The following is a 25,641-nucleotide window of genomic DNA, read 5'->3' on the forward strand; positions in this document are numbered from 1 at the left end:
ACCGCACGGGTCAGCGGAACGCGCCGCGCGGCGGACGACGTTCCCGGGCCGTCCAGCAGGGAGTGTGCCAGTGCCGACGGTCCCCCACGCCTCCGACTCCCTCGTCGGGCCAGGCCACGACGTGCGGCGTGCCCGGCCAGATGTCCTGCTCGCACCCGGGGCAGAGGTAGGTCCGGTCGGACGACGCCCCGGTGAGCCGACGAACGGTCCAGCGCTGGCCGGCATACATCTCGGTTGTCGTCAGTCCGGCACCGAGACGACCGAGCGCGAGGGGGACGTCGTCGCGGCGGCGACGGTTGGCTCGGGGCATGGCACCAGTGTGCCTTCCATCGTGGCGCGCAACCGTTCGCGGGCTCGGTGCGCGGTCACGCGCACGGAGACGGCGCTGCACTTCAGAACCTCGGCGATGGCCGCGTCGGGCAGGTCCTCGAGATGACGCAGGACCATGACGGCCCGCTCGCGCGGCGGCAGCGCGAGGAGAAGTCGCCGAACGTGGTCTCGATCGGCGACCCCTGACTCCACGGACGGTCCGCCCGTGACCCGATCAGCCGTCACGACGTCGTGCGAGACCACTTCCGACGAACTGCGCCGCCTGCGACGACTGAGGAAGGTGTTGACCATGAGCTGACGAACGTAGGCGTCGGGCGCGGACGCCCGCTCGACCTTGGACCACGAGACCAGCAGCTTGGCCACGCTGTCCTGGACGAGGTCCTCGGCGTCCTGACGATGTCCGGTCAGGGAGAGCGCGATCGCCATGAGGCGCGGCAGGGCCACGTCGAGATAGGCCTCGGCGGCCGGTGAGACGAGCGGGCGCCCGATCCCCATGTCTCAGCGCCCCTCTGCCGCGGGCAGACGCGAGGCCTTGAGCTTCGCGACGATCTCGTCGGAGAGCCGGATCGCCGTCTGGGTCGCCGCCGTCCCGTCACCCGCTTCGTCCATGACCACGGCGACGATGACGTCACCGACGCGCTGAGCAGCGAGGTACTGAACGAGTCCCCCACCGTTCGTGTGCTTCGAGAGCCACGTGGAGTCACTGTCGCGTCCTGCCCAGGGCAGGCGGTCGTACGGACCGTGGAACCGACACGTCATCCGGTCGTCCTGGAGCGCACTGAACATCGCAGGGCCTGTCCCCCGGGCCCACCCGGACACGGTGATGTGCAGGGCGCTGTCCCCACCCAGACCCCTGCCCGTGTAGGCCATCCGCGAAACCTGTGCCACAGCATTCGGGGCCGTGTCCATACCCGTCGGGTCATCGACGGTGGCCGGGTCGCAGGCGTGGACACCCATCACCGGTGCTGCGTTGGTCGTTCGCAGAGGCTCGCCGTGGAAGACGAAACCTGCCGGCATGGACGACTCCTCCGGGAAGACGTCTCCGAAGTCATACGTGTTGATATCTGTCACCGTGGGACCGGCCTCGGCACCGATCGCCGACGCCGCGTTCGGAGGTGTGGCGCTCTTGCCCAGCGCCTGCCCCAGCGCGGGTGGGTAGCCCATCGTCACCAGCCTGTGCGACGCGGTTGACACGATGGACAGTGCCGTGGCCGAGGCGTCGGAGAGGGTCGTCCCCCGACCGGATCCGTAAACGAGCAGATCGCCCACACGGACGACCGCCAGAGCCGTGTGCGGTGAGGCGGTCTGATCGGCCGGGGACTGGAAGAGTGCACTGTCCTCGCCACCACCCCTGAAATCCGCGACGGCCTTGAGCCCATGGGCGGGCAGGCACGGTCCACGTCCCGTCATGAAGTCCCGGAACGCGTCGGCTCCGGTGCCGGTGGTGAAGCCGACAGTGGTCAACTCGCCACCGTTCTTCAGACCCGTGGGGTCACCCGAGCCCGTGTAGTCCCAACGCGACCAGGCCACTGAGGTCCGCCGCTCGACGGAGTCGTCGAACTGGGTGCAGGTTCCGGCCAACCGGAGCGGAAGGATGGGTTCGGTGGCGTCGGTGCTCACCCGGCCGTTTGGGGCGAGGGTGAGTCCCTGCGGAGTGGCGGTTGTCTCGAGACCGTCGGGGAAACCGTAGGCCTGGTTGCCTGCGCCCGCCGTGGCGAGATCGGACCACTGCCCCCCATTCGCCTGGCTCACCTTCGTGGCCTGTCCGCCGCTCAGCCATCCGTCGGAGAGGCTGGCTGCGCCGGCGACCAGTCCGAGTGTGGCCACAGCGGACACCGCCGCGGTCCCGAGCCGTCGACGGCGGCGGATGCGATGCGCCTTCGCTATGGCTCGGTCGCGCACAGCACCGAGGTCGTCATGCCCGTTCGCGCGCGCGCCAGCGAAGGCGCTGTCCAGCAGCGCGTCCAGGTCGTCGTCGATGCTCATGTCACTCTCCTGATGGGGCGCGGCTGGCCCCCTGCGACCAGCCACTCACACGGAATGACGCGGCGAGCGCCCCTCAACGTTACGTGCGGACGCGCTCGCTCGTCGGGTCGTAGAGCGGTCGCAGCGACACGGTGGCCGGGTGGAGCGTGCCGGCGATGTCGACCTCCCAGGCCCCCTCGTCGAGCCAGGCCTTCGTCACGGGGGCGCTGTGGGCGACGGAGGCGATGCCCACGGCGCCGACGAGAGTCCACCCATAGGAGGCCGACCGCACGTCACCGACCGGCACGCCGTCCCGGAGCAGCACCTCGGCGCCGAACATCAGCGGCTCGGGATCCTCCAGCAATACCTGGACGAGTCGGTCGTGGCGCGGATTGGCGCGCTCGGTGAGGACTGCCTCGCGACCGATGAAGTCGGTGTCGATGTCGACCGCGAAGCCGAGCCCCGCCATCCCGACGGTGTCCGTGTTGTCGATGTCGTGCCCGTAGTCGCGGTAGGCCTTTTCGAGACGCAGCGAACCGAGCGCTCGGAGCCCGACAGGACGGAGCCCGTATGCCGTGCCGCGCTCGCGCAGTGCCGTCCAGACCGCGCCCGTCCGGTCCCGAGGAAGGTAGAGCTCGTAGCCGAGCTCGCCGACATAGGTGATCCGCACGCAGAGCACCTCGACGCCGGCGACGGTGATCGTGCGAGCCGTCCGGAACGGGAACGCCTCGGTGGACAGGTCGGCATCGGTGAGTTCGGCGAGGAGGTCACGTGACAAGGGACCCTGGACGTTGAGCTGTCCGGTCGCCTCGGTGACGTCCGTGATGGTGACGTCGGCGTCGCCGATCTGCCGACGCAACCACGCCAGTGTGTGTCCGTGGGCCGTGTCGGACGCCACGACGAGGAAGTCGTTCTCTCCGCGCTTGGTCACGGTGAGGTCGGCCTCGATGCCACCGTCCGGCCCGAGCCACTGCGTGTAGGTGATCCGATCGACCTCGTCGTCGACGTGCCCGGCGCTCACCCGCTCGAGGACAGCGCCCGCGTCGGCACCGCCTACCTCGAACGTCGCCATGAACGACATGTCGATGAGTCCGACGGCCTCGCGCACGGCACGGTGCTCGGCCTCCCAGGCGTCGAACCAGGGCTGGCGGCCCCAGGACGGGGTGACGTGCGGCGTCTGTCCGTCACCGGCATACCAATCGGCGCTCTCCCAGCCGGAGACGTCCCGGAGGTACGCGCCGGCGGCGACCATCTCGCTGTGGACCGGCGAGACGAACGCTCCACGGCCGGTGACGAGTTCGATGCCGGGGGTGTGCGCGGCATACGTCTTGCCGAGTACCTCGGTCACGCGGTCGCGGCGGTAGTCGCGCTGCAGCTGGTGCGGCATGAACCGCGCGACGTCGATGCCAGTGACGTCGACATCAGGTCGACCGGACGAAATCCATTGTGCGACAACGCGTCCGAGCCCGCCGCTGCTGAGGATGCCGACGGAGTTGAGGCCGGCAGCGACGAAGTAGCCCTGGAGGTTGGGCGCCTCACCGACGGCCGGCAGCCGGTCCGGCGTGAACGACTCCGGGCCGCAGAAGAAGGTCCGCACACCGGCCTCGAGAGTGATCGGCACCCGCGACATGGCGGCCTCGAGCGCCGGCGCCATGCGCTCCCAGTCCGGAGGGATCGTGCCGAACGAGAAGTCGTCGGGGATGCCATCGAGGTTCCACGCGGCGGCCTCCGGCTCGAAGAGGCCGACCATCATGCCGCCGCCCTCCTCGCGGTAGTAGCCGTAGTTCGCGGGGTCCTCGAAGACGGGGCCGTTCGGGTCGAGCCCCTCGATCGTGTCGGTGATGAGGTAGTAGTGTTCGGCCGCTTGGTTGGGGATGACGACGCCGTGCCGCTCCCCCAACTGGCGTGCCCACATGCCAGTGCAGTTGACGACGACCTCGCACTCGATGTCGCCGGCACTCGTGCGCAGGCCGGTGACGCGGGGCAGGGCGCCGTCCGGGCGAGTGATGACGTCGCCTGCCGTGACGCCCTCGACGATCCGGACGCCTCGGGTGCGCGCTCCACGGGCGAGGGACATCGTGAGGTCGACCGGGTTGACGCGACCGTCCCCCGGGACGTGGAAGCCGGCGATGAGCCCGTCCATCGTCGCGTGGGGGAAGAGGTCGGCCATCTCGGCGACGCCGATCTCCTCGACGTCGAGCCCCAGGCGGCGTTGGAACGCCGCGACCCGGCGATACTCCTCGAGGCGGTCGGTGTCCCCCACGGCCTCGACAAGCCCGACGGGACGGAAGCCGGTCGACAACCCGGTCTCGGCCTCGAGCCGCGCGAAGAGGTCACGTGAGTAGAGCCGGATGCCGGTCAGCGTCTCGCTCGTCGTGCCGAAGCAGGTCATCAGGCCGGCGGCGTGCCAGGTCGTGCCGCTCGTGAGCCGGTCGCGCTCGAGGAGCACGACGTCGGTCACTCCCTCATGGGCGAGGTGGTACGCGATCGAGGTGCCGATGACCCCGCCGCCGATGATGACGACACGGGCCCGATCCGGGAGCTGCTGCGCTGCACTCACACGCGGAGGCTACCCACGCCCCGGTCCCCTTTTACGGGGCACCCGTAAACAGGTCCCGAGCAAGGGAACAGTTCCCTTGCTCGGGACGCGTTGAGCGGGTGCCCCGTAAAAGGTGAGGCGGGTGAGGCAGGGGGCCGTCAGGATCTGAGCTCAGGAGGCCGGTGGGACGAGCACCTCGGGAGCGAGCGAGTTGCCCGCGGCGATCCACCCGCAGCTGCTCGGCGCGGTCCGACCTGCGAAGCGCTCATTCAGCCAGGCGATGCCCACGGGTGCCCACGTCGCCGTCGCGACGGTGTGGCTGAGCAGGTCGTACTGCGTGTACGAGACCTTCGAGTTGCCGGTGGCGCAGCACTGCCGCAACAGCGAACGCACATCGCCCGCGACCATGACACCGTCACCGCCGCCGATCCCGGCCTTGGGCAGGGTTCCTTCGGTGAATCCACCGACACCCTGTGCGACGTACAGCGGGATCGTCGGTGTGGCCTGCTGTCCGAGGTTGACCTGGTTGGCGAACTCGACGTACTCCGGGATGGAGTTCGGGTTGGCGTACGCCGGCTTGAGGATCTGCTGGTACGTCAGGCCGGGGTACTGGCCCAGGACGTTGACGATGGAGGCGTCCTGCATCTTGTCCACGAGACTCGCACCATAGGAGTTCGTGTACTTCTTGATGTCGAAGTCGTAGGCGCGGGCGAGTCCGGTGAGGGCCAAGGGGGCGATACCGGCCCACACGAGGCTGCCGCTGACGTACTTGAGGTTGGTCGACGGCTTGACGAGCAGACCGCCGGAGGCCGCACCAACAAGCCTGGCGTTGACCTCGGGGGCGTAGCTCGGGGCGAGGGCTGCTGCCCAGTTCGTCGCGATGGCGCCACCGGAGTAACCGAGCATCCCGAATCGCGTGGAGGAGGTCAGACCGGTAGCACTCGACCGGGTGGCTGCCCGGATCGAGTCCAGCGTCATGCGCCCGTACTCGGGCCCAAGCCCGGCGGCGAAGTTCGCCGTCGGGCCCTGGGTGTCCGCGACGACGACGGTGTAGCCCGCGAGCAGCAAGGGCTTGACGAAGAGCGCCTCCGCGGTGTTGATGACGCCACCGAGCGAGACGTTGCCGGCGATGGACCGCGACGGCGAGTCCTCGGGGTTGAGCGAGTCGTAGAACGAGTTGTAGGCCACCGCCCGTGAGGGGTCGACACCCGTGAGCGGCTTGAGGATGCTCGTCACGTTGGCCACTGCCTCACCGCGGGCGTTGGTGGAGCGGTAGAGGAGCTGCACCGCCGGCACCGGCGTCGGCAGGCCCGAGACGCTGTACGTCATCGTGCGCGTTGCCAGCACGGTGCCCGGCGCCAGCGACGCCAGCGGTGTCGATCCCGAGTATGTGTAGAACGGGTCCGTCGACGTCGCAGCCGCGCCCCACCCGACCCGGTCAGACTCAGGGATGCTGCAAGGAATGCTGCCGCCGTGACCGCAACACCGGCACGGGGAAAAGCGCGACTCAACATACGAGGGACTCCTTCGTCTCCAGAGGTGAGGGGCAGCCACCGGTACGAACGCGCCGCCTGCTACCGCCGAGTAGGTTAGGGCCTACCCACCCCGGAGGTCCGGGTCAACGTGATGGTTCACCCCGTGGGCCGAACCGGCGTCATCAGGAGTATGTGCGGAAGCCGCGCCCCGTCTTGCGCCCCAGGTAGCCCGCCGTCACGAGGTGCTCGAGCAGCGGCGCGGGAGCAAACCCGGGCTCGCGGAACTCGAGGTAGAGCTCCCGCTGGATGGCCAGCGCCACGTCGAGCCCGACCACATCGAGCAGCTCGAACGGACCCATCGGCAGGCCACAGCCCGTCTTCATGGCCGTGTCGATGTCGTCGGCCGTGGCGTAGTTCGCCGACAGCATCTTCACCGCGTCGTTGAGGTACGGGAAGAGCAGCGCGTTGACGATGAAGCCCGAGCGGTCGCCACACGTCACGGCCTGCTTCTCGATGCGGCCGCAGAGGTCCTGGACCGTGGCGACGACGTCGGGTGCGGTCGAGATGGTGTGGACGACCTCGACCAGACGCATGACCGCGGCCGGGTTGAAGAAGTGCATGCCGATGACGTCGGCCGGACGACCGGTCACCGAGGCAATGTCGACGACGGGGAGGCTCGAGGTCGTCGTCGCGAGAATGGCACCCGGGCGGCAGATCTCGTCAAGGTTCTCGAAGAGGGCCTGCTTCACGGCGAGGTCCTCAACGACCGCCTCGACGACGAGGTCCACCTTCGCGAGGACGTCGAGGGACGTCGACCCCGTGAGCCGACCCACGGCCGCATCGCGGTCCGCCGCCTCGAGCTTGCCGCGCTGGACGGCCTTCTCGAGCGACTTCTCGACGCCGGCGCGGACGCCGTCAACCTTGGCCTGGCTGCGGGTCACGTAGGTGACGTCGAAGCCCGCCTTGGCGAACACCTCGACGATCCCGGTCGCCATCGTCCCGGAGCCGACGACACCGACGGTGCGCACCTCGCGCACGGCTACCCCGGACTCCCCCGCGGTCCCCGGCGTCAGCGCGTCGGCGACGACCTCGGGACTGGACGGGCCGGCATACGTATAGAAACCACGGCCGCTCTTGCGGCCCTTGAGACCCGCGCTCACCATCTGCTTGATGATCGGGCTCGGCGCGTGGAGACGGTCGCGCCCCTGCTTGTACATCGTGTCGAGGATCTCGTATGCCGTGTCGAGACCGATGAGGTCCATGAGCGCGAGCGGGCCCATCGGGTAGCCGCAGCCGAGCTTCATCGCGGCGTCGATATCCTCACGGGTCGCGTAGCGCGACTCGTACATCGACACGGCGTGGTTGAGGTAGCCGAAGAGCAGCGCGTTGGCGATGAACCCGGCCTTGTCACCGACGACGACGGGCTTCTTGTCGAGCCGCTCCGCGAGCGCCTTGACATCCTCGAAGACGCCGTCCTCGGTGACGACGGTCTTGATGACCTCGACGAACTGGAGCACCGGCGCCGGGTTGAAGAAGTGCATGCCGACGACGCGCTTGGGGTTGCTCGTCGCAACCGCGATCTCGGTGACGGGGAGCGAGGACGTGTTCGTTGCGAGGATGGCGTCGGGCGCGACGACCTTGTCGAGGTGGCCGAGGATGTCCTTCTTGAGCTCGAGGTGCTCGGGGACGGCCTCGACGACGAGCTCGCACTCGGCCATGTCGTCGTATGACGTCGTGTAGGTCACGTGGCCGTGCAGGGCGTCGTAGGCCTCCTGCGTGATCTTGCCGCGGTCGAGCGCTCGACCGGTCGACTTGGTCAGGAAGCCGCGACCGCGCTCGACACCCTCGTCGTTGACCTCCATGGCGACGACGTCGACGCCGTTGCGGGCGAAGACCTCGACGATGCCGGCGCCCATCGTGCCGAGACCGACCACACCAACCCTGCTGAACTCACGAGACATGCTCGTGAGTGTGGCAGACCACAGTGGTCGCCTGCTCTCGCGGGTGACCCATCACTCGAACACAACGACGCCGGTATGCCGGGTGCGCCCCTCCCACACCCGGCTCACCGACCGGCCCGGCCACTTCTTGCGCTGCTGGGACGCGCGTACGCGTCCCAGCAGCGCAATGAGTCGAGCGTGGTTCCACTTCTTGCGCTGGTGGGACACGCGTACGTGTCCCACCAGCGCAAGAAGTCGGGGTCAGGCGTAGGTGAGGAAGCCCTTGCCGGTCTTGCGACCGAGCTCGCCCTTCTCGACGAGCTGGACCAGGGTCTCGGCCGGGGTCCAGCCCTCGTGGCCGAACTCCTGGACGAGCTCACGCTGGATGGCGAGCGACACGTCGAGGCCGACGACGTCGAGCAGGGCGAACGGTCCCATCGGGTAGCCGTAGGTCGAGGTGACGGCCTCGTCGACCTGCTCGACCGTGGCCCTGCCCGACTCGACGAGCTTCACGGCGTCGTTGAGGTAGGGGAAGAGCAGCGCGTTGACGATGAAGCCGGAGCGGTCGGAGCAGCTGACGGCCACCTTGCCGGTCCGGTCGCACAGGTCCTTGACCGTGGCGAGCACGTCGGCAGCAGTGCCGTTCTCACCTGTCGTGCGGACGATCTCGACGAGCTTCATGACCGTCGCCGGGTTGAAGAAGTGCATGCCGACGACGTCCTGCGGTCGGCCGGTCTCGGCAGCGAGATCGGTGATCGGCATGGAGCTCGTCGTGGTCGCGAGGATCGCGCCGGCCTTGGTGATGCGGTCGAGGTCGCGGAAGAGCTGCTTCTTGAGCTCGAGGTCCTCGGCGATGGCCTCGACGACGAGGTCCACGTCGGCGAGCGCCTCGCGCTCGGTCGCGCCGGCGATGCGGGCGAGCGTCGCGTCGGCGTCCTCCTGGGTGGCGCGGCCCTTGTCGATGGCGCGTGCGAAGTTCTTGGTGACGAGTGCCGAGACGCCGTCGACCTTCTCCTGCGAGCGGCCGATGACCACGACGTCGAAGCCGTTCTTGGCGAAGACCTCGACGATGCCCGAGGCCATCGTGCCGGTGCCGACGACGCCCACGGTCGCGACCGGGCGCAGCGCCACGTCCTCGGTGCCCTTGGCGTCCGTGTCCTCGGTGCTGTCGAACTCGCGCAGGATCGGGCGCGGCTCGTGCAGCGGGTCGCCGGTGGCCGCGAACTGCGTCTCGAGGGCCGAGATGACGGCGTCGACACCCTTGGCGTCGATCACCGCGAGGGGGCCCTGGGGCAGGCCACAGCCGAAGCGCATGCCATTGTCGATGTCCTCGCGAGAGGCGTATCCCTCCTCGTGCATGCGTGCCGCGTGGTTGAGGTACGGCAGGACGAGGCTGTCCGCGATCTGGGCAGGCGAGGAGTTCTCAGTCATGGCGACGAGTGTTCCGGCTTCCGTTACTCCTGAGTAGGCCTTCGGGGCGTGATGGTCCCCACGCAGTGACGATGGCCACGCCACCCGCCCCCGTTAGGGTGTCCCGGTGCGAGTGGTGATTGCGAAGTGCAGCGTCGACTACGACGGTCGGCTCACGGCCCATCTCCCCCTGGCGACCCGCCTGCTCATGGTCAAGGCGGACGGCTCGGTCCTCATCCACTCCGACGGCGGGTCCTACAAACCGCTCAACTGGATGTCACCGCCGTGCGCCATGGCCGAGGTCGACCCCGAAGAGGCCGAGGCCGACGAGGGCGTCACCGCCGTGTGGGTCGTCCAGCACGCCAAGTCCGAGGACCGGCTCCGGGTGAAGCTCCACGAGATCCACAGCGACACGAGCCACGACCTCGGTGTCGACCCCGGACTCGTCAAGGACGGTGTCGAGGCGCACCTCCAGAAGCTCCTCGCCGAGCACATCACCACCCTCGGCGACGGCTGGACGCTCACCCGCCGCGAATACATGACGCCCATCGGCCCGGTCGACATCCTCTGCAAGGACGCGTCGGGTGCGACGGTTGCCGTCGAGATCAAGCGACGCGGCGAGATCGACGGCGTCGAGCAGCTCACCCGCTACCTCGAGCTCATGAACCGCGACCCCCACCTCGCCCCGGTGACGGGCATCTTCGCCGCGCAGCAGATCAAGCCGCAGGCGCGCACGCTCGCCGAGGACCGCGGCATACGCTGCGTCGTTCTCGACTACGACGAGCTCAAGGGCATCGACAACAGCGAACACCGCCTGTTCTGACGGGCGCTCGATCCGTCACACAACCGAGCGGTCGGCACTCCCCGGCCAGCACACGACAGTGACGTCGTCCGCGTCGATGCTGATCTCCGCGACGGCGCAGTTGGGCAGGAACCGCTGTGCCGCGAGGTCATTGCGCACGTTGCGCCCCATCCGCGGGATCGCGAACGACATGACACCGCCATGGCTGAAGACGAGAATCGTCTCGCCCCGGTGCTGGTCGGAGATCTCCTCGAGCGCACCCCGGTAGCGCGTCAGGACGTCGGCCCCGCTCTCACCGCCGGGGATGAAGGTGCCGAGGTGGCCGGCCTTCCACGCCTCGAAGACGCCAAGCAGTTCGGGGTCGTCGTGGTCGCGTCCGGCCAGCGCACCGACGGAGAACTCCTCGAGCCCGTCGATGACGCGGGACTCGACTCCCAGGGCCTCGGCGGCGATGGTCCCCGACTCGACAGCGCGCTGCAGGCTGCTCGTGTAGACCGCTGCGACATTGCGTGAGCGCAGCGTCGTCGCGAGCTCGCTCACCTGCGCCCTGCCCTTGTCGGTGAGCCAACCACCGTCGTCGGACAGCACCTTGGCGTGCGGGTAGTCCGCGTCGCCGTGCCGGGCCACGAGCAGGATTGCGGGACAGAACAGATCGCTCACTCCCCCACCTTGGCACGTGGTCCTGACGGTCCGCAGGTATGCCGGCCGCTCGCCTCCCGTCCCCAACTCGCCAATTCCTCCCCTCCGGCACACGACAAACCGGTCGACACCCCGCTGGCGCGACTGGTTGGCTGGCGGACGTGACCGACGACCTCGACTTCGCCACCCTCGACCTCGACGACGAGAGCCCCGAGGCGCGCGCCCGGGTCCGCGGGTGGGTGGAAGCGATGCACCGGTCCTTCCACCTGTCGAGCCCGACCGAGGAGCACCTCGAGAAGTGGGCCGCCGTTCAACGCCTCGACCACGCCGTCCAGCGTGGCGCGTGGGAGCGTCCTGCGCTTCCCCTGGCCAGCCCGATCCCCGTCGCGACCTTCGGGTACTTCGACAAGGTGCTCAACACAGGCTCTTCGATGCTGCCCGTGCGGATGATCTCGGACGTCACCGTCTCCCCCACCCACCGCCGTCGCGGACTGATGCGTCGCCTCATGACCGACCATCTCGACGAAGCCGTGCGCGACGGACTCCCGATTGCGGTGCTCACGGCCTCCGAGGGCGCGATCTACCAGCGCTTCGGGTTCGGCGTCGCGACGACGGAGCAGTCAGTTCGCATCGACACCTCCGCGAAGTTCCGCCTGCGCCGGCCCGTCGACGACGGCGGACGGATCGTCCTCCTCGAGGTGGGCGAGGCCTGGGAACTGGTGCGGACGGCATACGGGAAGTTCCACGAGGCGACCAGAGGCAGCCTGGAGCGACCGGCGTTCTATGAGACGTGGCTGCGTGGCTACGACTGGGATGAGCAGAGCGAGGACCGCGCGCAGCGCCTCGCCGTGCGGCTCGATGCGGACGGCGAGCCCGACGGGTTCGTCGCCTGGAAGGTCAAGGGGGTCAAGGATGCCTTCGAGGTGCAGGTTGCAGACCTCATCGGCGTGACACCCGAGGCGCGAATCGCGTTGTGGCAGTTCGTCGCCGACATCGACCTCGCCACAGCCGCCGTCGCCCGCACGCCAAACCTTGATCCCCTGCCGTTGGCTCTCGTGGATCACCGCGTCGTGCAGGTCACCGGGCGCCCGGATCACGTGTGGGTTCGCATCCTCGACGTCCCGGCCGCGCTGTCGGCCCGGCCTTGGTTTGCCGACGACGTCCTTCTCGTCCGCGTCCACGACCCACTCGGCCACGCCGACGGCACGTTCGAGATCGCGGCAGCCGACTGACGCGCGGAGGTGACCACAGCCGATGACGCAGACACGGCCGACGTGGAGCTGGACGTCGAGACGCTCGGGTCGCTCTACCTCGGCGGGACCGCGGTCGGCGATCTCGTCGACGCCGGCCGCATCACCGGCTCGGCCGACTCACTCGCCCGCTTCTCAGCGCTCACCGACGGCGGCCCCACGCCTCGCTGCGCCACCCACTTCTGACCCGTCCGCTAGCGACTCAACCTTCCCGCCCGAAGGGGCTTTCTCTCACTTCGCTTGGTCACGGCGATCAAGCGAAGTGAGAAGAACCCACTTCCGGCGGGAAAGTTGGGACAGACGGTCAGCCGGGGGCGACGTCAGGCGGGGGCGGCGGCGGTCAGGCGGGAGTCGCGGATGACGTCGACGAAGCGGCCCATGATGTCGTTGAGCCCGAAGTCCTTGGGGGTGAACACCTCGGCCACGCCGATCGACTTGAGTTTCGCCGCGTCGGACTCGGGGATGATTCCACCGACGATGACCGGGATGTCGCCGGCGCCGGCCTCCTTCAGCCGCTCGAGGACCTCGGGCACGAGCTCCATGTGCGAGCCCGACAGGATCGAGATGCCGACGAGGTGGACGTCCTCGGAGACCGCCGCAGCGACGATCTGCTCGGGCGTCAGTCGGATGCCCTGGTAGATCACCTCGAAGCCGGCGTCGCGAGCGCGCACCGCGATCTGCTCGGCGCCGTTGGAGTGTCCGTCGAGGCCGGGCTTGCCGACGAGGACGCGCAGCTTCTCGCCGAGTTCGTCGCCCAGCTCGGCCACGCGCGTGCGCACGGCGGACAGCTCGGCACCGGCAGCGCCACCCGTGAGGCCCACCGAACCCGTGACACCGGTCGGCGCACGGAACTCACCGAACACCTCACGCAGGGCCTGGGCCCACTCCCCCGTCGTCACCTCGGCGCGAGCACACTCGAGCGAGGCCTCCATGAGGTTCTCATCGGTCGTCGCGACCTCGCGCAGGCGAGCCAGAGCCGCTGCCGCACGGTCGCGCCGCTCCGGGTCGGCGTCACGGTTTTCGCGCCACTCGCGCACGGCAGCGGCCGCAGCCGCTTCCACACCGGGGTCGACGGTCTGGATGGCCGTGTCGAGGTCGGCGGTGAGCGGGTTGGGCTCGGTCGTCTCGAACTTGTTGACGCCGACGATGATGTCCTCGCCCGCCTCGATCCGCTGACGGCGCAGGGCGTGCGACGCGACGAGCGCCGACTTCATGTAACCGCTCTCGACCGCGGCGACAGCGCCACCGAGGGACTGGACACGGTCGATCTCGGCCTTGGCGCCGGCGACGAGCTCGGCGACCTTGGCCTCGACCACGGTCGAGCCGGCGAAGAGGTCGTCGTACTCCAGCAGGTCCGACTCGAACGCGAGCACCTGCTGCATGCGCAGCGACCACTGCTGGTCCCACGGACGCGGTAGGCCGAGCGCCTCGTTCCACGCCGGCAGCTGCACGGCGCGCGCGCGAGCGTCCTTGGACAGCGTGACGGCGAGCATCTCGAGGACGATGCGCTGGACGTTGTTCTCGGGCTGGGCCTCGGTCAGGCCGAGCGAGTTGACCTGGACGCCGTAGCGGAAGCGCCGCTGCTTGGCGTCCGTGACGCCGTAGCGCTCACGGGTCAACTCGTCCCACAGCTCGACGAAGGCGCGCATCTTGCACATCTCCTCGACGAACCGGACACCGGCGTTGACGAAGAACGAGATGCGGGCGACGACCTCGCCGAAGCGCTCCTCGGGCACCTGCCCGGCGTCGCGCACGGCGTCGAGCACGGCGATCGCCGTGGACATCGCGTAGGCGATCTCCTGCACGGGCGTCGCGCCGGCCTCCTGCAGGTGGTAGCTGCAGATGTTGATCGGGTTCCACTTGGGGATGTCGGCGACGGTGTAGCTCACCATGTCGGTGATGAGCCGCAGGGAGGGTGCCGGAGCGAAGACGTAGGTCCCGCGCGACAGGTACTCCTTGATGATGTCGTTCTGCGTCGTGCCCGCGAGCGCACGGACGACCTCGGCCGGGTCCTCGCCAGCGGCCTGCGCCTGCTCCTCGGCCGCGACCTGGTACATCGCGAGCAGCCACATGGCCGTCGCGTTGATCGTCATCGAGGTGTTCATCTGCCCGAGCGGGATCTGGTCGAACAGCGCGCGCATGTCACCGATGTGCGAGATCGGGACGCCCACCTTGCCGACCTCACCGCGCGCGAGGACGTGGTCGGGGTCGTAGCCCGTCTGGGTGGGCAGGTCGAAGGCCACGGACAGGCCCGTCTGGCCCTTGTCGAGGTTGCGCCGGTAGAGCGCGTTCGACGCAGCGGCACTGGAGTGGCCGGCATACGTGCGCATCACCCACGGGCGGTCGCGCTCCGGACGGGAGGGAGCGGCGGCGGACGAGGTTGCCGGTGCGGCAGAACGGTCTTCGGGCATGGGTTCAACGCTACGCGGCGCCCACCAGCGCAAACAGGTACTCAGGCGGTGAGAGTGCTCACGCAGCAGCGGCCCGGCGTGCCGGCGAGATGAGGTCGATCAGCCGCTCCACGGGCCCTCGCCCGATCCAGCGCGCCCACGCCCACGCGGTGACGATGCTCATGACGATGAAGCCGCCGAACACCAGCCAGCCACCCTCCGGGAATCGCGGGATGACGGGCACGAGCAGCGCCACGTGAGCGACGTATAGCGACAGGGCTACCTGCCCCACGAGAGCCAGCGCGCCCAGCACGGGCCGACCGGAATCGCGTCGCCTCCCAGCGATGTCGGCCGACATGACCAGCCCGTATGCCGCGAGCGCCAGTCCGTTCTCCTGCGCCTGATCGGTGAAGTCACCGGAGAAGACGACCGGGTGCCCCACCAGTTCGGCGGCGAAGCTCGCCCACAGCAGGGCCACACCACCCATGAGGCACCACCACGTGGTCCGCTCGTCATCCAGGCCGCGCCGTGCCAGCACGGCACCGATGAGGAAGAGCGGCAGCAAGGTGAGGACCCGGTAGTGCGTGGTGGTCACGAGCCACTGGACGAGTGGATTCGCCGCCCACTCCGCGGTCGTGGCGGCACCACCGGCGACTCCTCCAGCCGCAGCCGTCACCCCCTCGATGACGTACGGCCCGGCCACGAACAGCACGGCTGCGATGCCGAGAAGCCATCGGCTCTCGAGGACGAGCAAGGGAGTCCCGACGATGACCAGGAGACCGAGGATGTGCAGGATCACGGCCACCCAGTGATCGAGCTGCTCGAGGCCGACACCCAGCAGGATGAGCGCGGCTCCGCGGACCAGTGCCCGACCCACGCCACGCAAGGCCGTCCCCCGCGGGAAGACCAAGCCCGCCGCGACGCCCATGACGAGGGCGAACAGCGGGGAGGCGAGGTCGTTGACCTGAAGCAGCACGAACGTGGCCGTCTCCGAGAGCCGCGAGCTGATGAACGGCAGGGCGTGCGCGACGACCATCGCGACGACGGCCAGCCCACGCGCCGCGTCCAGACCGACGATCCGGCGGGGCGCGACGACCGTCGAGGCGGCGTCCGTTGCGGCTGCTGTCACAGGAGACAGCGTGACAGGTCAGCCGACGGCGGAGGTGACGTTGGGGTCGCTGGGCCCGACGACGTGCGCGAGGCGGGCCCGGCGCAGCAGCCGATGCGTGCGCGGGTCGGCGTCGACGATGCAGAACGCCCGCGACCCGCGACGTGCCCGACGGAGGCACTCGACGATGACACCGAAGCCCGTGGCGTCCCCGATCTCGCACTCGGCGAGGTCGAGGAGGAGGTCGTCGTGGCCGTCATCGACGATGCGGTGAAGCACCATCCGCAGGTCCGGCACTGAGTGGAAGTCGAGACGCCCGCGGAGCGCGACGTGATGGCCGGACGAGTCACGGTGCTCGTCCAGCGTGACGATCGTGTGTCGACGGTGATCCACGGTCGCCTCCTTCCGTTGGCGACCATTGAACGTGATGCACCCCACAGACCGGGCATGCTCCGGGTAAAGAATCGGCAAAGGTGTCTGGCAGGCTCGGTCCATGGTCAACCTCACCCGCATCTACACCCGCACCGGAGACGACGGCACCACCGGCCTCGGCGACTTCAGCCGCACGAGCAAGACCGACCCTCGCCTGGCGGCCTACGCGGACGTCAACGAGGCCAACGCCGTCATCGGTGTCGTCCTCGCGACCGGTGAGCTGACCGACGACGTCCGCGCCATCCTCGGGCGCGTCCAGAACGACCTGTTCGACGTCGGCGCCGACCTGTCCACCCCCCTGCTCGAGAACCCCGAGTACCCGCCCCTGCGCGTCCAGCAGGAGTGGATCGACGAGCTCGAGTGCGACTGCGACACCCAGAACGCCAAGCTCGAGAAGCTCCGCTCGTTCATCCTCCCGGGCGGCACCGTCGCCGCCGCCCACCTGCACCAGGCGACCACCGTCGTCCGTCGCGCCGAACGCACGACCTGGGCCGCGATCGAGACCCACGGAACGGACATGGGCACGACGAAGGGTGAGGGCGGGGTCAACCCCAGCGCCGCGGCATACCTCAATCGTCTGTCGGATCTGCTCTTCATCCTCGCGCGGGTCGCCAACCTCGACGCAGGTGGTGACGTCCTCTGGAAGCCCGGGGGCGGGCGCGCCGAGGCTCCAGCCAAGAAGGGCCGAGCCACCCGGCCGGACGACCCGGCGACCGACGACGACTGAACGCCGCCCTCAGGCGACGTTGACGTTGAAGCCGGGCGGCGAGCTCTCGAGCCACGCCCGCAACGACGTGTATGCCGCAGGGCTCATCGCGAGTTCGTAGTCTCCCGACCGCGACCGACCACTCACGCACACTGCGTCCCCGGGCAAACCCGGCACCGCCTCGTCGAGCCGACGGGGGGCCCCGAAGTCGAGGTCGTGCCGGAGCCACGAGTGGTCGGGACGGAACGAGGGACCGACGACCGAGAACCAGTCGAGTCGATCCCCCGCGATGCGCGCCAGGCCGAGCCGCCAGCGGCGGTCACCCGTGTTGATCGCGCAGATCATGAGCGGCTGTCCGCCCGAGATCCACCGGCGGCGCAGCCACACGAACACGATGCTGGCCACCACAAGCGCGAGCGCCACCACGAGCACGAGCTCAATGGTGGCGATCGGCGTCATGACATGCTCCGCCGTGGACTCAGTTGCCCAGACCGGAGGCGTCGACGGCCTCCGCGAGGATCGTCACGCGGTCGTGGTCGACCGAGAGGAAGCCACCGTCGATGGTGGCGGTGCGTACGCCGCCCTCACCGTGGATCTTGATCTCACCCTCGACGAGAACGCCGAGAAGGGGCGTGTGGCCCGGCAGGATGCCGAGTTCCCCATCGATGGAGCGGGCACTCACCTGGCTCGCCTCGCCCTCCCAGACCTTGCGGTCCGCGGCGACGAGTTCGACCTGCAGCTGGCTCACGTGTTCCTCCGGGAAGTGGTGTGGGTGTGAAGTCTAGCGGCGCTGGCTGGGAACACCTGCGCCGTATGACGCAGGGCCGATACCGCTCGCGGCATCGGCCCTGCGATCAACGGTTGTTGCTCAGAGGCTCTTCTGGATCTCAGCGTTCTGACGCTCGACGTCGTCGAGGCCACCACACATGAAGAACGCCTGCTCGGGGAAGTGGTCGTACTCACCATCGGCGATCTTCGTGAACGCCTCGATCGTGTCGACCAGCGGAACCGTCGAACCCTCGATGCCGGTGAACTGCTTGGCAACGTAGGTGTTCTGCGACAGGAAGCGCTGGATGCGACGGGCGCGGTTGACGAGGATCTTGTCCTCTTCGGAGAGCTCGTCGATACCGAGGATCGCGATGATGTCCTGCAGCTCCTTGTTGCGCTGGAGGATCTGCTTGACGCGCACCGCGGTGTTGTAGTGGTCCTCGCTGATGTAGCGACGGTCGAGGATGCGCGACGTCGAGGTCAGCGGGTCCACGGCCGGGTAGATACCGAGCGAGGCAATCTCTCGCGAGAGCTCGGTCGTCGCGTCGAGGTGCGCGAACGTCGTGGCCGGGGCCGGGTCGGTGTAGTCGTCGGCCGGCACGTAGATCGCCTGCATGGAGGTGATCGAGTGACCACGCGTCGAGGTGATGCGCTCCTGGAGCACACCCATCTCGTCGGCGAGGGTGGGCTGGTAACCCACGGCGGACGGCATGCGGCCGAGGAGGGTGGAGACCTCGGAACCGGCCTGCGTGAAGCGGAAGATGTTGTCGATGAAGAGGAGCACGTCCTGCTTCTGGACGTCGCGGAAGTACTCGGCCATGGTGAGGGCCGAGAGGGCGACACGCAGACGCGTGCCCGGCGGCTCGTCCATCTGGCCGAACACGAGGGCGGTCTGGCCGAGAACGCCGGCCTCCTCCATCTCCGCCATGAGGTCGTTGCCCTCACGGGTGCGCTCACCGACACCGGCGAACGTCGAGACACCACCGTGGTCGCGGGCGACGCGGGCGATCATCTCCTGGATGAGAACGGTCTTGCCGACACCGGCACCACCGAAGAGGCCGATCTTGCCACCCTGCACGTAAGGCGTGAGGAGGTCGATGACCTTGATGCCGGTCTCGAACATCTCGGTCTTGGACTCGAGCTGGTCGAACGACGGCGCCTTGCGGTGGATGCCCCAGCGCTCGGTGACCTCGAGGGTCTCGCCCTCGGGCAGGTCGAGGACGTCACCGGTGGCGTTGAAGACGTGACCCAGGGTCGCGTCGCCGACGGGAACGGTGATCGGGCCGCCGGTGTCCTGCACCTTGGCGCCGCGGACGAGACCGTCGGTCGGCTGGAGCGAGATGGCGCGGACCATGTTGTCGCCGACGTGCTGGGCGACCTCGAGGTTGAGGTTCTTGACCTCGCCGCCGAGCTCAACCGACGTGGTGAGCAGGTTGTACTGCTCCGGCATCGCGTCCGCGGGGAACTCGATGTCGACGACCGGGCCGATGATGCGCGAGATCCGGCCGATGCCGCCGGGCTCAGGTGCGACGTACGCAGTCTTCTCACTGACAGTGGCAGTCATGGGGTTCTCTCTCACTTGCTCTCGGCCAGGGCGCTGGCGCCACCGACGATTTCGCTGATCTCTTGGGTGATCTCTGCCTGACGGGCCTGGTTGGCCAGTCGGGTGTACTTCTTGACGAGCTCCTCGGCGTTGTCCGTGGCCGACTTCATCGCGCGCTGGCGGGCGGCGAGCTCGGACGCCGCGGCCTGCAGCATGGCGTTGAACAGGCGCGAGTTGACGTACTTCGGCAGGAGCGCGTCGAGGACTTCCTCGACGGTCGGCTCGAACTCGTACAGAGGGAAGAGGTCCCCTTCGGCAGGAGCCTCGGTCCCCTCGACGACCTCGAGCGGCAGCAGGCGGATGACTTCGGGCTCCTGCGTCACCATCGACACGAAGCGGGTGTAGACGATGTGGACCTCGTCCACGCCGCCCTCCTCCTCGGTGTCCTTGAGGAAGTCGTCGACGAGCCGCACACCGATCTCGCGGGCGCGCTCGAAGGCGGGCTTCTCGGAGTCGCCGGTCCACTCGGCGGCGAACTCACGGTCGCGGAAGGTGTAGTAGCCGACGGCCTTGCGTCCCAGAAGATAGGAAACCGGCTCCTTGCCCTCGTCACGCAGTCGCGCGATGAGGCGCTCGGACTCCTTGAGCACCGACGAGGCGTAGGCGCCGGCCAGACCGCGGTCGGACGTGATGATGACGACCGCCGCGCGGGTCACCTTGTCCTTCTCGGTCGTGAGGACGTGCTCCTCGTTGGAGAAGGTCGCGACGGCCGAGACGGCGCGCGTGATGGCGCGGGCGTAGGGCGTCGACTCGCGCACGGCCTGCTGGGCCTTGACGACGCGAGCCGCGGCCATGAGCTCCATGGCCCGCGTGATCTTCTTCGTCGAGCTGACGGCCCGGATGCGCTGCCGGTATTCCCGGATCTGCGCTCCCATAGGTTTCCGCCTTCCTTGGTGTCTGGTGCTGCGTTGCCAACAAAACTTCGGGTATGCCGCGTGGTCGCCTTCGCGACCGGCTGCCCCGCCGCCGGATGGTCACCGAGGTGACCACCCGGCATGCGGGTCAGCGCTTCTGCTTGACGATCTGCTCCTGGGCCGAGTCCAGAGCGTCGTCGCCGCTCTCGGTCTCGTCGCCGACCGGGACGTTCTCCTTGTTGGAGGGCTCGAAGCCCTTCTTGAAGGAGTCGATCTCGGCCTTGAGGGCCTCTTCGGTCGAGTCCTCGAACTTGCCCGTCTCACGGATGGCGGCGAGGAGGTCGGCCTTGCTGCGACGCAGGTGGCCGAGGAACTCGGACTCGAAGCGACGGATGTCCTCGACCTCGATGTCGTCGAGCTGACCGGTGGTCCCGGCCCACACGGAGACGACCTGCTCCTCGACGGGGAACGGCGCCGACTGCGACTGCTTGAGGAGCTCGACGAGGCGAGCACCCTTGGCGAGCTGCGCCTTGGACGCGGCGTCGAGGTCGGAGGCGAACATCGCGAAGGCCTCGAGCGCGCGGAACTGGGCGAGGTCGAGCTTCAGACGACCGGAGACCGACTTCATGGCCTTGGTCTGTGCCGCACCACCGACTCGGGAGACCGAGACACCCACATCGACCGCGGGGCGGACGTTGGAGTTGAACAGGTCGGCCTGCAGGTAGATCTGGCCGTCGGTGATGGAGATGACGTTGGTCGGGATGTACGCCGAGACGTCACCGGCCTTCGTCTCGATGATGGGGAGGCCGGTCATCGAGCCCGCACCGAGCTCGTCGTTGAGCTTGGCGCAACGCTCGAGCAGACGGGAGTGCAGGTAGAAGACGTCGCCCGGGTAGGCCTCGCGGCCCGGCGGGCGGCGGAGGAGGAGGGAGACGGCGCGGTAGGCCTCGGCCTGCTTGGACAGGTCGTCGAAGACGATGAGGACGTGCTTGCCCTGGTACATCCAGTGCTGACCGATGGCCGAGCCGGTGTAGGGGGCGAGGTACTTGAAGCCGGCGCTGTCGGACGCGGGGGCGGCGACGATGGTGGTGTACTCCATCGCGCCGGCCTCCTCGAGGGTGCCGCGGACCGACGCGATCGTCGAGCCCTTCTGACCGATGGCGACGTAGATGCAGCGGACCTGCTTGTTCGGGTCGCCCGTCTCCCAGAACTCCTTCTGGTTGATGATCGTGTCGATCGCGACCGTGGTCTTGCCGGTCTGGCGGTCACCGATGATGAGCTGGCGCTGGCCACGGCCGATCGGCGTCATGGCGTCGACGGCCTTGAGGCCGGTCTGCAGCGGCTCGTGGACCGACTTGCGCTGGACGACGGAGGGAGCCTGGAGCTCGAGCGCACGACGCTCGTCGCTCTGGATGTCGCCGAGACCGTCGATCGGGTTGCCGAGCGGGTCGACGACGCGGCCGAGGAAGTTGTCACCCACGGGGACCGAGAGGACCTCGCCGGTGCGCTTGACCTGCTGACCCTCCTCGATCTTGGAGAAGTCACCGAGCACGACGACACCGATGTCGTGGACGTCGAGGTTGAGCGCGAGGCCCAGCGTGCCGTCCTCGAACTCGAGCAGCTCGTTGGTCATGGCCGAGGGCAGGCCCTCGACGTGGGCGATGCCGTCACCGGCGTCGCTGACTCGGCCGACCTCTTCGCGGGAGGCCGCGCCGGGCTCGTAGGACTGGACGTAGGTGTCCAGCGCGTCCCGGATCTCCTCCGGACGGATCGAGAGCTCCGTCATGTGATCTCTTCTCCTCAGGTACCGGCCCCCGGTGGGGCCGAAGTGTGTGGGCTGTCGTGCTTGTTCAGATGTGGTCGAGCTCGAGAGCCCGGTATGCCGTGTGGTCAGCCGGCGAGGTCGCGCCGCACCGTGTCGAGGCGGCGAACGACGGTCCCGTCGACGACTTCGTCGCCGACCTGGACCCGGATCCCGCCGACGATGCCCTTGTCGAGCACGATCTGCAGGGTGACCTTCTTGCCGTAGATCGAACGCAGAGCCGACGCGAGTCGCGACTGCTGCCGCTCGTCGAGCGGAACCGCGGTCGTGACCAGGGCCTTGAGCTCGTCGCGACGCTCGGTCGCGAGCTTGAGGTAGGACTCGAGCACGCGGTCGAGGCGACGACCTCGCGGCACGAGCACGGCCCGCTCCGCGAGGCGGATCGTTTCGGGCTGGGCCTTGCCCTCGAGCAGCTTGCGGACGACACCGGCCTTGCCCTCGGCATCGGTGTTGCGGCTGCTCAGGGTGTCGCGGAGCTCGGCGTCGGCGGCAATGATCCGCTCGAAGCGGAACAGCTCGTCCTCGACCGTGTCGACCCGCTCGGCCTTCTCGGCGTTCGCCAGGAGGGCGCGCACCGCAAGGGACTCGAGAGTGTCGCCGAAGTCGCCCTCGGACGACCAGCGCTGCGCGACGACCTCACCCATGAGGGTGTTGGCCGACTCGCTCACCTTGCCGCCGAAGATGCGGTCGGCGAGGCCGCGCTTGGCCTCACCCTCACGCGACGGATCGGCGAATGCGCGACGCAGCGACGCGTCGCCCTCGATGGTGCCGGCGATCGCGAACAGCTCCTCAGCGAGAGCCCCGCGGTCGACGCCGTCGAGAGCCAGGGCGAGGGCCTTGTCGGCCGCCGCCCGTGCTCCGCGGGACGAACCAGCCATCAGGCGTCCTGACCTGAGTTGCCCTCGGTGCCGAGGTCGAGCACGCCCTGCTCGGCATCCGTGGACTCGGTCGCCGGGGCTGCTGCCACGCCGACCTTCTCGGGGCGGATCTGACCGGCCTCGAGGTCGGCGAGGAAGCGGTCGATCATGCCCTTCTGGCGCACGTCGTCCTCGAGCGACTCGCCGACGATGCGGCTGGCCAGGGTCGTCGACAGCGCGCCGACCTCGGAGCGGAGCGAGACCACGGCCTGCTGACGCTCGGCCTCGATCTGACGCTTGGCCGACTCGGTGATCCGGTTCGCCTCGGCCTGCGCCTTCTCGCGCAGCTCGGTGACGATCGAAGCACCCTCGGCGCGAGCCTCCTCACGGATGGCGTTGGCCTCGGTGCGAGCCTCGTGCAGCTGGGCTTCGTACTGCTGGAGGGCAGCCTGGGCCTGGGCCTGAGCCTCCTCGGCCTGCTCCATGCCGCCCTCGATGGCGGCCCGACGCTCCTCGTAGGCCTTCTCCAGGTTGGGGACGACCTTGGTCGACACCACCCAGTAGAGGATCCCGATCATCACGAGGCCGAAGATCAGCTCGGGGATGTGAGGGATGAGGGGCATCTTTTCGCCCTCGGCGGCCGCCAGCGAGACGACCGTCGACGGTGTGGCGATGAACTGCACGGGGTACTCCTAGTGCTTCGTGCCGGATCGGTGTGAGTGAGCCTCTGGGATCAGAGGAAGAAGAGCACCAGGCCGAAGATCGCGAGCGCCTCGGCGAGCGCGAAGCCAAGGATGGCGATCGGCTGCAGGAGGTTGCGGGCCTCCGGCTGACGTGCGACGCCATTGATGTAGGCGGCGAAGATCAGGCCGACGGCGATGGCCGGGCCGATGGTCGCGAGGCCGTAACCGACGAGCGAGAGGTTGCCTTCCACGATGATTCCTCTTTCGTGTTTCTGGGGGTCCCACGCGGCGTGTGCCGGGCGGAAGTTCGGTGTGTTTCGAGTGGGTATGAAGTTGTGGTGGAGCGTTCAGAGGGCCGAGTGACTCAGTGGTCGTCGGCCAGCGCGCCGGCGATGTAGCTCGCCGAGAGCAGGGTGAAGACGTAGGCCTGGAGGAACTGGACCAGTGCCTCGAAGACGAACATGACCGCAGCCATGATGAACGTCGGGACGGAGAGCAGTTTGAAGACGACTCCCTGGGTGAGGAAGTAGGCGCCCGCGCTCACGAAGAGCACAATGAGCATGTGGCCGGCGAACATGTTGCCGAAGAGTCGCAGGGCCAGCGTGAGCGGGCGGGTGATGAAGTAGGTGATCAACTCGAGGAAGAAGATCGCCGGCTTGATCCAGCCCGGGAGGCCGTCGGGGACCATGTGGGCGAAGTAGCCCTTGACGCCGTGCTTCTTGATGCCGATCCAGTGGTAGACGACGTAGACGACGAGGACCAGCGCGATCGGGAAGCCGATCTTGCCCATCGTCGGGTTCATGACCGGCGGGATGATGCCCATCCAGTTGTTCAGCAGGATCAGGGAGAAGAGGCTGAACAGCAGCGGCACGAACTTGAGGAAGTGCTTCGTGCCGATCATGTCGCGGGCGATGCCGTTGCGCGCGAAGTTGTAGAAGCCCTCCATGAGCCACTGGCCCTTGGACGGGACGATCGCCGCGTTCTTGGACAGCGCGATCATCGCGATGCTCAGGACGATGACGGAGACGCCACCCCACACCATCTGCTCGGTGATGGCCCACTGCCCGTCACCAATGAGCGGGAGCCAGAAGATGTCCGGGCTCGGGGTGTGGAACTCACCACCGCCCTCTTCGGCGACGACGGCGGTCGTGGTCCCTGCAGCCAGCGCAGTCAGGATCACAGGTGGTTCTCCTCGTTCATGGTGATGGCGGCACCCTGCAATCGCGGCTCGTGCGCGAGTCGCTTGCGGCCGTTGGTCAGGGGCGTCACGACGTACCGTACCGGAGCCAGATGGTGTACAGCGACAGTGCCATCCCGGCCAGGATCCCGAGCACCACGATGAAGCCGGTGCCGAGAAGCTTGTCGAGTCCGAAACCGATCGCGCCGAAGACAGCGGGGCCGGTGATGAGGTAGGCGATGACGGTCGCACCGAGGGCGTCGGCACGCGCGGTGGCGCTGGGCTTCTCGGGGTCGTCGTGCCAGGTCGAGAACGGCTCGTGGCCCTCGACACCCCTGGGGATCTTGCGCTCGTCGCTCATGACCGCACTCCCCCGTCGAGCGAACCGGGGTGGATCTCGTGGCGCGCGCGGACGTAGCCCGCGATCTGGCCGACCTGCATGAGGACGGTCTGCACGATGGCCGACAGGGCGAACGAGCGCCCGTCCAGCCAGTCCACACCGCGCAGCGCAAGCACGATGGCCACGATGACGATGAGCTGCCCGAGGTAGACGACGCCCGCTCCCGCCATCGACGTCGCGGCCGGTCCCATGACCACCGCGGTGATGCCGAGGAGCCCCACGATGAGGACCACGAAGACGGTCGCGGCACCCGCGAGAGCCGAGAGCGCACCGCGCTCACCGGCATACGCCCAGAAGATTCCGGCCAACACCGGAAGGGCGATCATCCCGGGGACGAGAGCACCGCGCAGCATCATCCGGACCGGGGTCCGTGGCGCGCGATTCGTGGTCACTGGGCTCTCCATCGAGGTCGTTCCGGGTGCTTGTGAAAACTATCACAAGCGTCCGGACGGGGACAAATGGGCACTCCCCGATGGGCGTCCCCGAGGGCG

The 25,641-nt window shown here is 68.4% G+C and carries 27 protein-coding genes; 4 read left to right on the forward strand and 23 right to left on the reverse strand.

Features of this window, described 5'->3' with window-relative positions; all coding sequences use genetic code 11:
* Positions 1-10: 10 nt before the first annotated feature.
* The 8 genes from N803_RS02150 to N803_RS02180 all read right to left on the reverse strand — a co-directional run bounded on the left by N803_RS02150 (position 11) and on the right by N803_RS02180 (position 9,680).
* Positions 11-310, reverse strand: a complete 300-nt coding sequence (locus tag N803_RS02150; protein ID WP_035902222.1) for a hypothetical protein — start codon at positions 308-310, stop codon at positions 11-13.
* A complete protein-coding gene (locus N803_RS02155) occupies positions 241-825 on the reverse strand; it encodes a sigma-70 family RNA polymerase sigma factor (protein WP_052111620.1) in 585 nt (194 codons plus the stop codon). The genes N803_RS02150 and N803_RS02155 overlap by 70 nt, the downstream gene beginning before the upstream one ends.
* Before the next feature lie 3 nt (positions 826-828).
* On the reverse strand, positions 829-2,316 hold the full coding sequence (locus N803_RS02160) for a hypothetical protein (RefSeq protein WP_035902228.1): 1,488 nt from the start codon (positions 2,314-2,316) through the stop codon (positions 829-831).
* 79 nt (positions 2,317-2,395) lie between these two features.
* Complete coding sequence (locus N803_RS02165; RefSeq protein ID WP_035902231.1) at positions 2,396-4,855, reverse strand: GcvT family protein; 2,460 nt, start codon at positions 4,853-4,855, stop codon at positions 2,396-2,398.
* A gap of 150 nt (positions 4,856-5,005) precedes the next feature.
* The gene (locus N803_RS02170; RefSeq protein WP_169743024.1) at positions 5,006-6,163 is read right to left on the reverse strand and encodes a lipase family protein; all 1,158 of its coding nucleotides are present in this window, start codon (positions 6,161-6,163) and stop codon (positions 5,006-5,008) included.
* 328 nt (positions 6,164-6,491) lie between these two features.
* A complete protein-coding gene (locus tag N803_RS02175; RefSeq protein ID WP_035902234.1) occupies positions 6,492-8,270 on the reverse strand; it encodes a 3-hydroxyacyl-CoA dehydrogenase family protein in 1,779 nt (592 codons plus the stop codon).
* A 51-nt stretch (positions 8,271-8,321) separates the two neighbouring features.
* Positions 8,322-8,477, reverse strand: a complete 156-nt coding sequence (locus N803_RS18210) for a hypothetical protein (protein WP_156969626.1) — start codon at positions 8,475-8,477, stop codon at positions 8,322-8,324.
* Positions 8,478-8,510: 33 nt separating this feature from the next.
* The gene (locus tag N803_RS02180; RefSeq protein ID WP_035902236.1) at positions 8,511-9,680 is read right to left on the reverse strand and encodes a 3-hydroxyacyl-CoA dehydrogenase family protein; all 1,170 of its coding nucleotides are present in this window, start codon (positions 9,678-9,680) and stop codon (positions 8,511-8,513) included.
* Positions 9,681-9,786: 106 nt separating this feature from the next.
* Between N803_RS02180 and nucS the strand changes: the two genes are divergently transcribed.
* Positions 9,787-10,482: an endonuclease NucS gene (nucS, locus tag N803_RS02185; protein ID WP_035902238.1), complete on the forward strand. Its 696-nt coding sequence runs from the start codon at positions 9,787-9,789 to the stop codon at positions 10,480-10,482.
* Between the two features lie 15 nt (positions 10,483-10,497).
* Here the strand turns inward: nucS and N803_RS17285 are convergent, their stop codons facing one another.
* Positions 10,498-11,121 carry a histidine phosphatase family protein gene (locus N803_RS17285; RefSeq protein WP_052111621.1) on the reverse strand — a complete coding sequence of 208 codons (624 nt, stop codon included), beginning with the start codon at positions 11,119-11,121 and terminating at the stop codon, positions 10,498-10,500.
* Between the two features lie 140 nt (positions 11,122-11,261).
* Between N803_RS17285 and N803_RS02195 the strand changes: the two genes are divergently transcribed.
* Both N803_RS02195 and N803_RS02200 read left to right on the forward strand, forming a co-directional pair.
* On the forward strand, positions 11,262-12,332 hold the full coding sequence (locus N803_RS02195; protein WP_035902241.1) for a GNAT family N-acetyltransferase: 1,071 nt from the start codon (positions 11,262-11,264) through the stop codon (positions 12,330-12,332).
* Positions 12,333-12,341: 9 nt separating this feature from the next.
* Positions 12,342-12,536: a sterol carrier protein domain-containing protein gene (locus N803_RS02200; RefSeq protein WP_035902244.1), complete on the forward strand. Its 195-nt coding sequence runs from the start codon at positions 12,342-12,344 to the stop codon at positions 12,534-12,536.
* A gap of 134 nt (positions 12,537-12,670) precedes the next feature.
* On the opposite strand, the gene N803_RS02205 is transcribed toward N803_RS02200, so the two are convergent.
* From N803_RS02205 to N803_RS02215, 3 genes are all read right to left on the reverse strand, one after another.
* Entirely contained in the window at positions 12,671-14,680 is a 2,010-nt protein-coding gene (locus tag N803_RS02205) for a protein meaA (protein WP_035902687.1), read from the reverse strand.
* Positions 14,681-14,819: 139 nt separating this feature from the next.
* Positions 14,820-15,869 (reverse strand): acyltransferase family protein, encoded by a 1,050-nt coding sequence (locus tag N803_RS02210; RefSeq protein WP_035902245.1) that lies wholly within the window; start codon positions 15,867-15,869, stop codon positions 14,820-14,822.
* Between the two features lie 18 nt (positions 15,870-15,887).
* On the reverse strand, positions 15,888-16,241 hold the full coding sequence (locus N803_RS02215; RefSeq protein WP_169743025.1) for an STAS domain-containing protein: 354 nt from the start codon (positions 16,239-16,241) through the stop codon (positions 15,888-15,890).
* A gap of 100 nt (positions 16,242-16,341) precedes the next feature.
* Here N803_RS02215 and N803_RS02220 point away from each other — a divergent pair, with 100 nt between their 5' ends.
* Positions 16,342-17,007 (forward strand): cob(I)yrinic acid a,c-diamide adenosyltransferase, encoded by a 666-nt coding sequence (locus N803_RS02220; RefSeq protein WP_035902247.1) that lies wholly within the window; start codon positions 16,342-16,344, stop codon positions 17,005-17,007.
* Positions 17,008-17,016: 9 nt separating this feature from the next.
* On the opposite strand, the gene N803_RS02225 is transcribed toward N803_RS02220, so the two are convergent.
* The 11 genes from N803_RS02225 to N803_RS02275 all read right to left on the reverse strand — a co-directional run bounded on the left by N803_RS02225 (position 17,017) and on the right by N803_RS02275 (position 25,542).
* Positions 17,017-17,445, reverse strand: a complete 429-nt coding sequence (locus N803_RS02225; RefSeq protein ID WP_035902249.1) for a DUF2550 domain-containing protein — start codon at positions 17,443-17,445, stop codon at positions 17,017-17,019.
* A 19-nt stretch (positions 17,446-17,464) separates the two neighbouring features.
* Positions 17,465-17,734: a F0F1 ATP synthase subunit epsilon gene (locus tag N803_RS02230; protein WP_035902252.1), complete on the reverse strand. Its 270-nt coding sequence runs from the start codon at positions 17,732-17,734 to the stop codon at positions 17,465-17,467.
* 120 nt (positions 17,735-17,854) lie between these two features.
* Entirely contained in the window at positions 17,855-19,318 is a 1,464-nt protein-coding gene (gene atpD / locus N803_RS02235; protein ID WP_035902254.1) for a F0F1 ATP synthase subunit beta, read from the reverse strand.
* Between the two features lie 11 nt (positions 19,319-19,329).
* Complete coding sequence (locus tag N803_RS02240; RefSeq protein ID WP_035902256.1) at positions 19,330-20,232, reverse strand: F0F1 ATP synthase subunit gamma; 903 nt, start codon at positions 20,230-20,232, stop codon at positions 19,330-19,332.
* 127 nt (positions 20,233-20,359) lie between these two features.
* The gene (gene atpA, locus N803_RS02245; protein ID WP_035902258.1) at positions 20,360-21,997 is read right to left on the reverse strand and encodes a F0F1 ATP synthase subunit alpha; all 1,638 of its coding nucleotides are present in this window, start codon (positions 21,995-21,997) and stop codon (positions 20,360-20,362) included.
* A 104-nt stretch (positions 21,998-22,101) separates the two neighbouring features.
* A complete protein-coding gene (locus N803_RS02250) occupies positions 22,102-22,911 on the reverse strand; it encodes a F0F1 ATP synthase subunit delta (RefSeq protein WP_035902259.1) in 810 nt (269 codons plus the stop codon).
* Positions 22,911-23,564, reverse strand: coding sequence for a F0F1 ATP synthase subunit B (locus tag N803_RS02255; RefSeq protein ID WP_035902691.1), 654 nt, complete (start codon positions 23,562-23,564; stop codon positions 22,911-22,913). The genes N803_RS02250 and N803_RS02255 overlap by 1 nt, the downstream gene beginning before the upstream one ends.
* A 59-nt stretch (positions 23,565-23,623) precedes the next feature.
* A complete protein-coding gene (locus N803_RS02260) occupies positions 23,624-23,830 on the reverse strand; it encodes an ATP synthase F0 subunit C (protein WP_211253445.1) in 207 nt (68 codons plus the stop codon).
* Positions 23,831-23,937: 107 nt separating this feature from the next.
* Entirely contained in the window at positions 23,938-24,753 is an 816-nt protein-coding gene (gene atpB / locus N803_RS02265; protein ID WP_245616958.1) for a F0F1 ATP synthase subunit A, read from the reverse strand.
* Between the two features lie 85 nt (positions 24,754-24,838).
* Positions 24,839-25,111, reverse strand: a complete 273-nt coding sequence (locus tag N803_RS02270; protein ID WP_035902267.1) for an AtpZ/AtpI family protein — start codon at positions 25,109-25,111, stop codon at positions 24,839-24,841.
* Positions 25,108-25,542: a hypothetical protein gene (locus N803_RS02275; RefSeq protein ID WP_156969627.1), complete on the reverse strand. Its 435-nt coding sequence runs from the start codon at positions 25,540-25,542 to the stop codon at positions 25,108-25,110. Before N803_RS02275 ends, N803_RS02270 begins: the two co-directional genes overlap by 4 nt.
* Positions 25,543-25,641: the final 99 nt, after the last annotated feature.

It is taken from the genome of Knoellia subterranea KCTC 19937 (assembly GCF_000768685.1).
Taxonomy (GTDB): domain Bacteria; phylum Actinomycetota; class Actinomycetes; order Actinomycetales; family Dermatophilaceae; genus Knoellia; species Knoellia subterranea.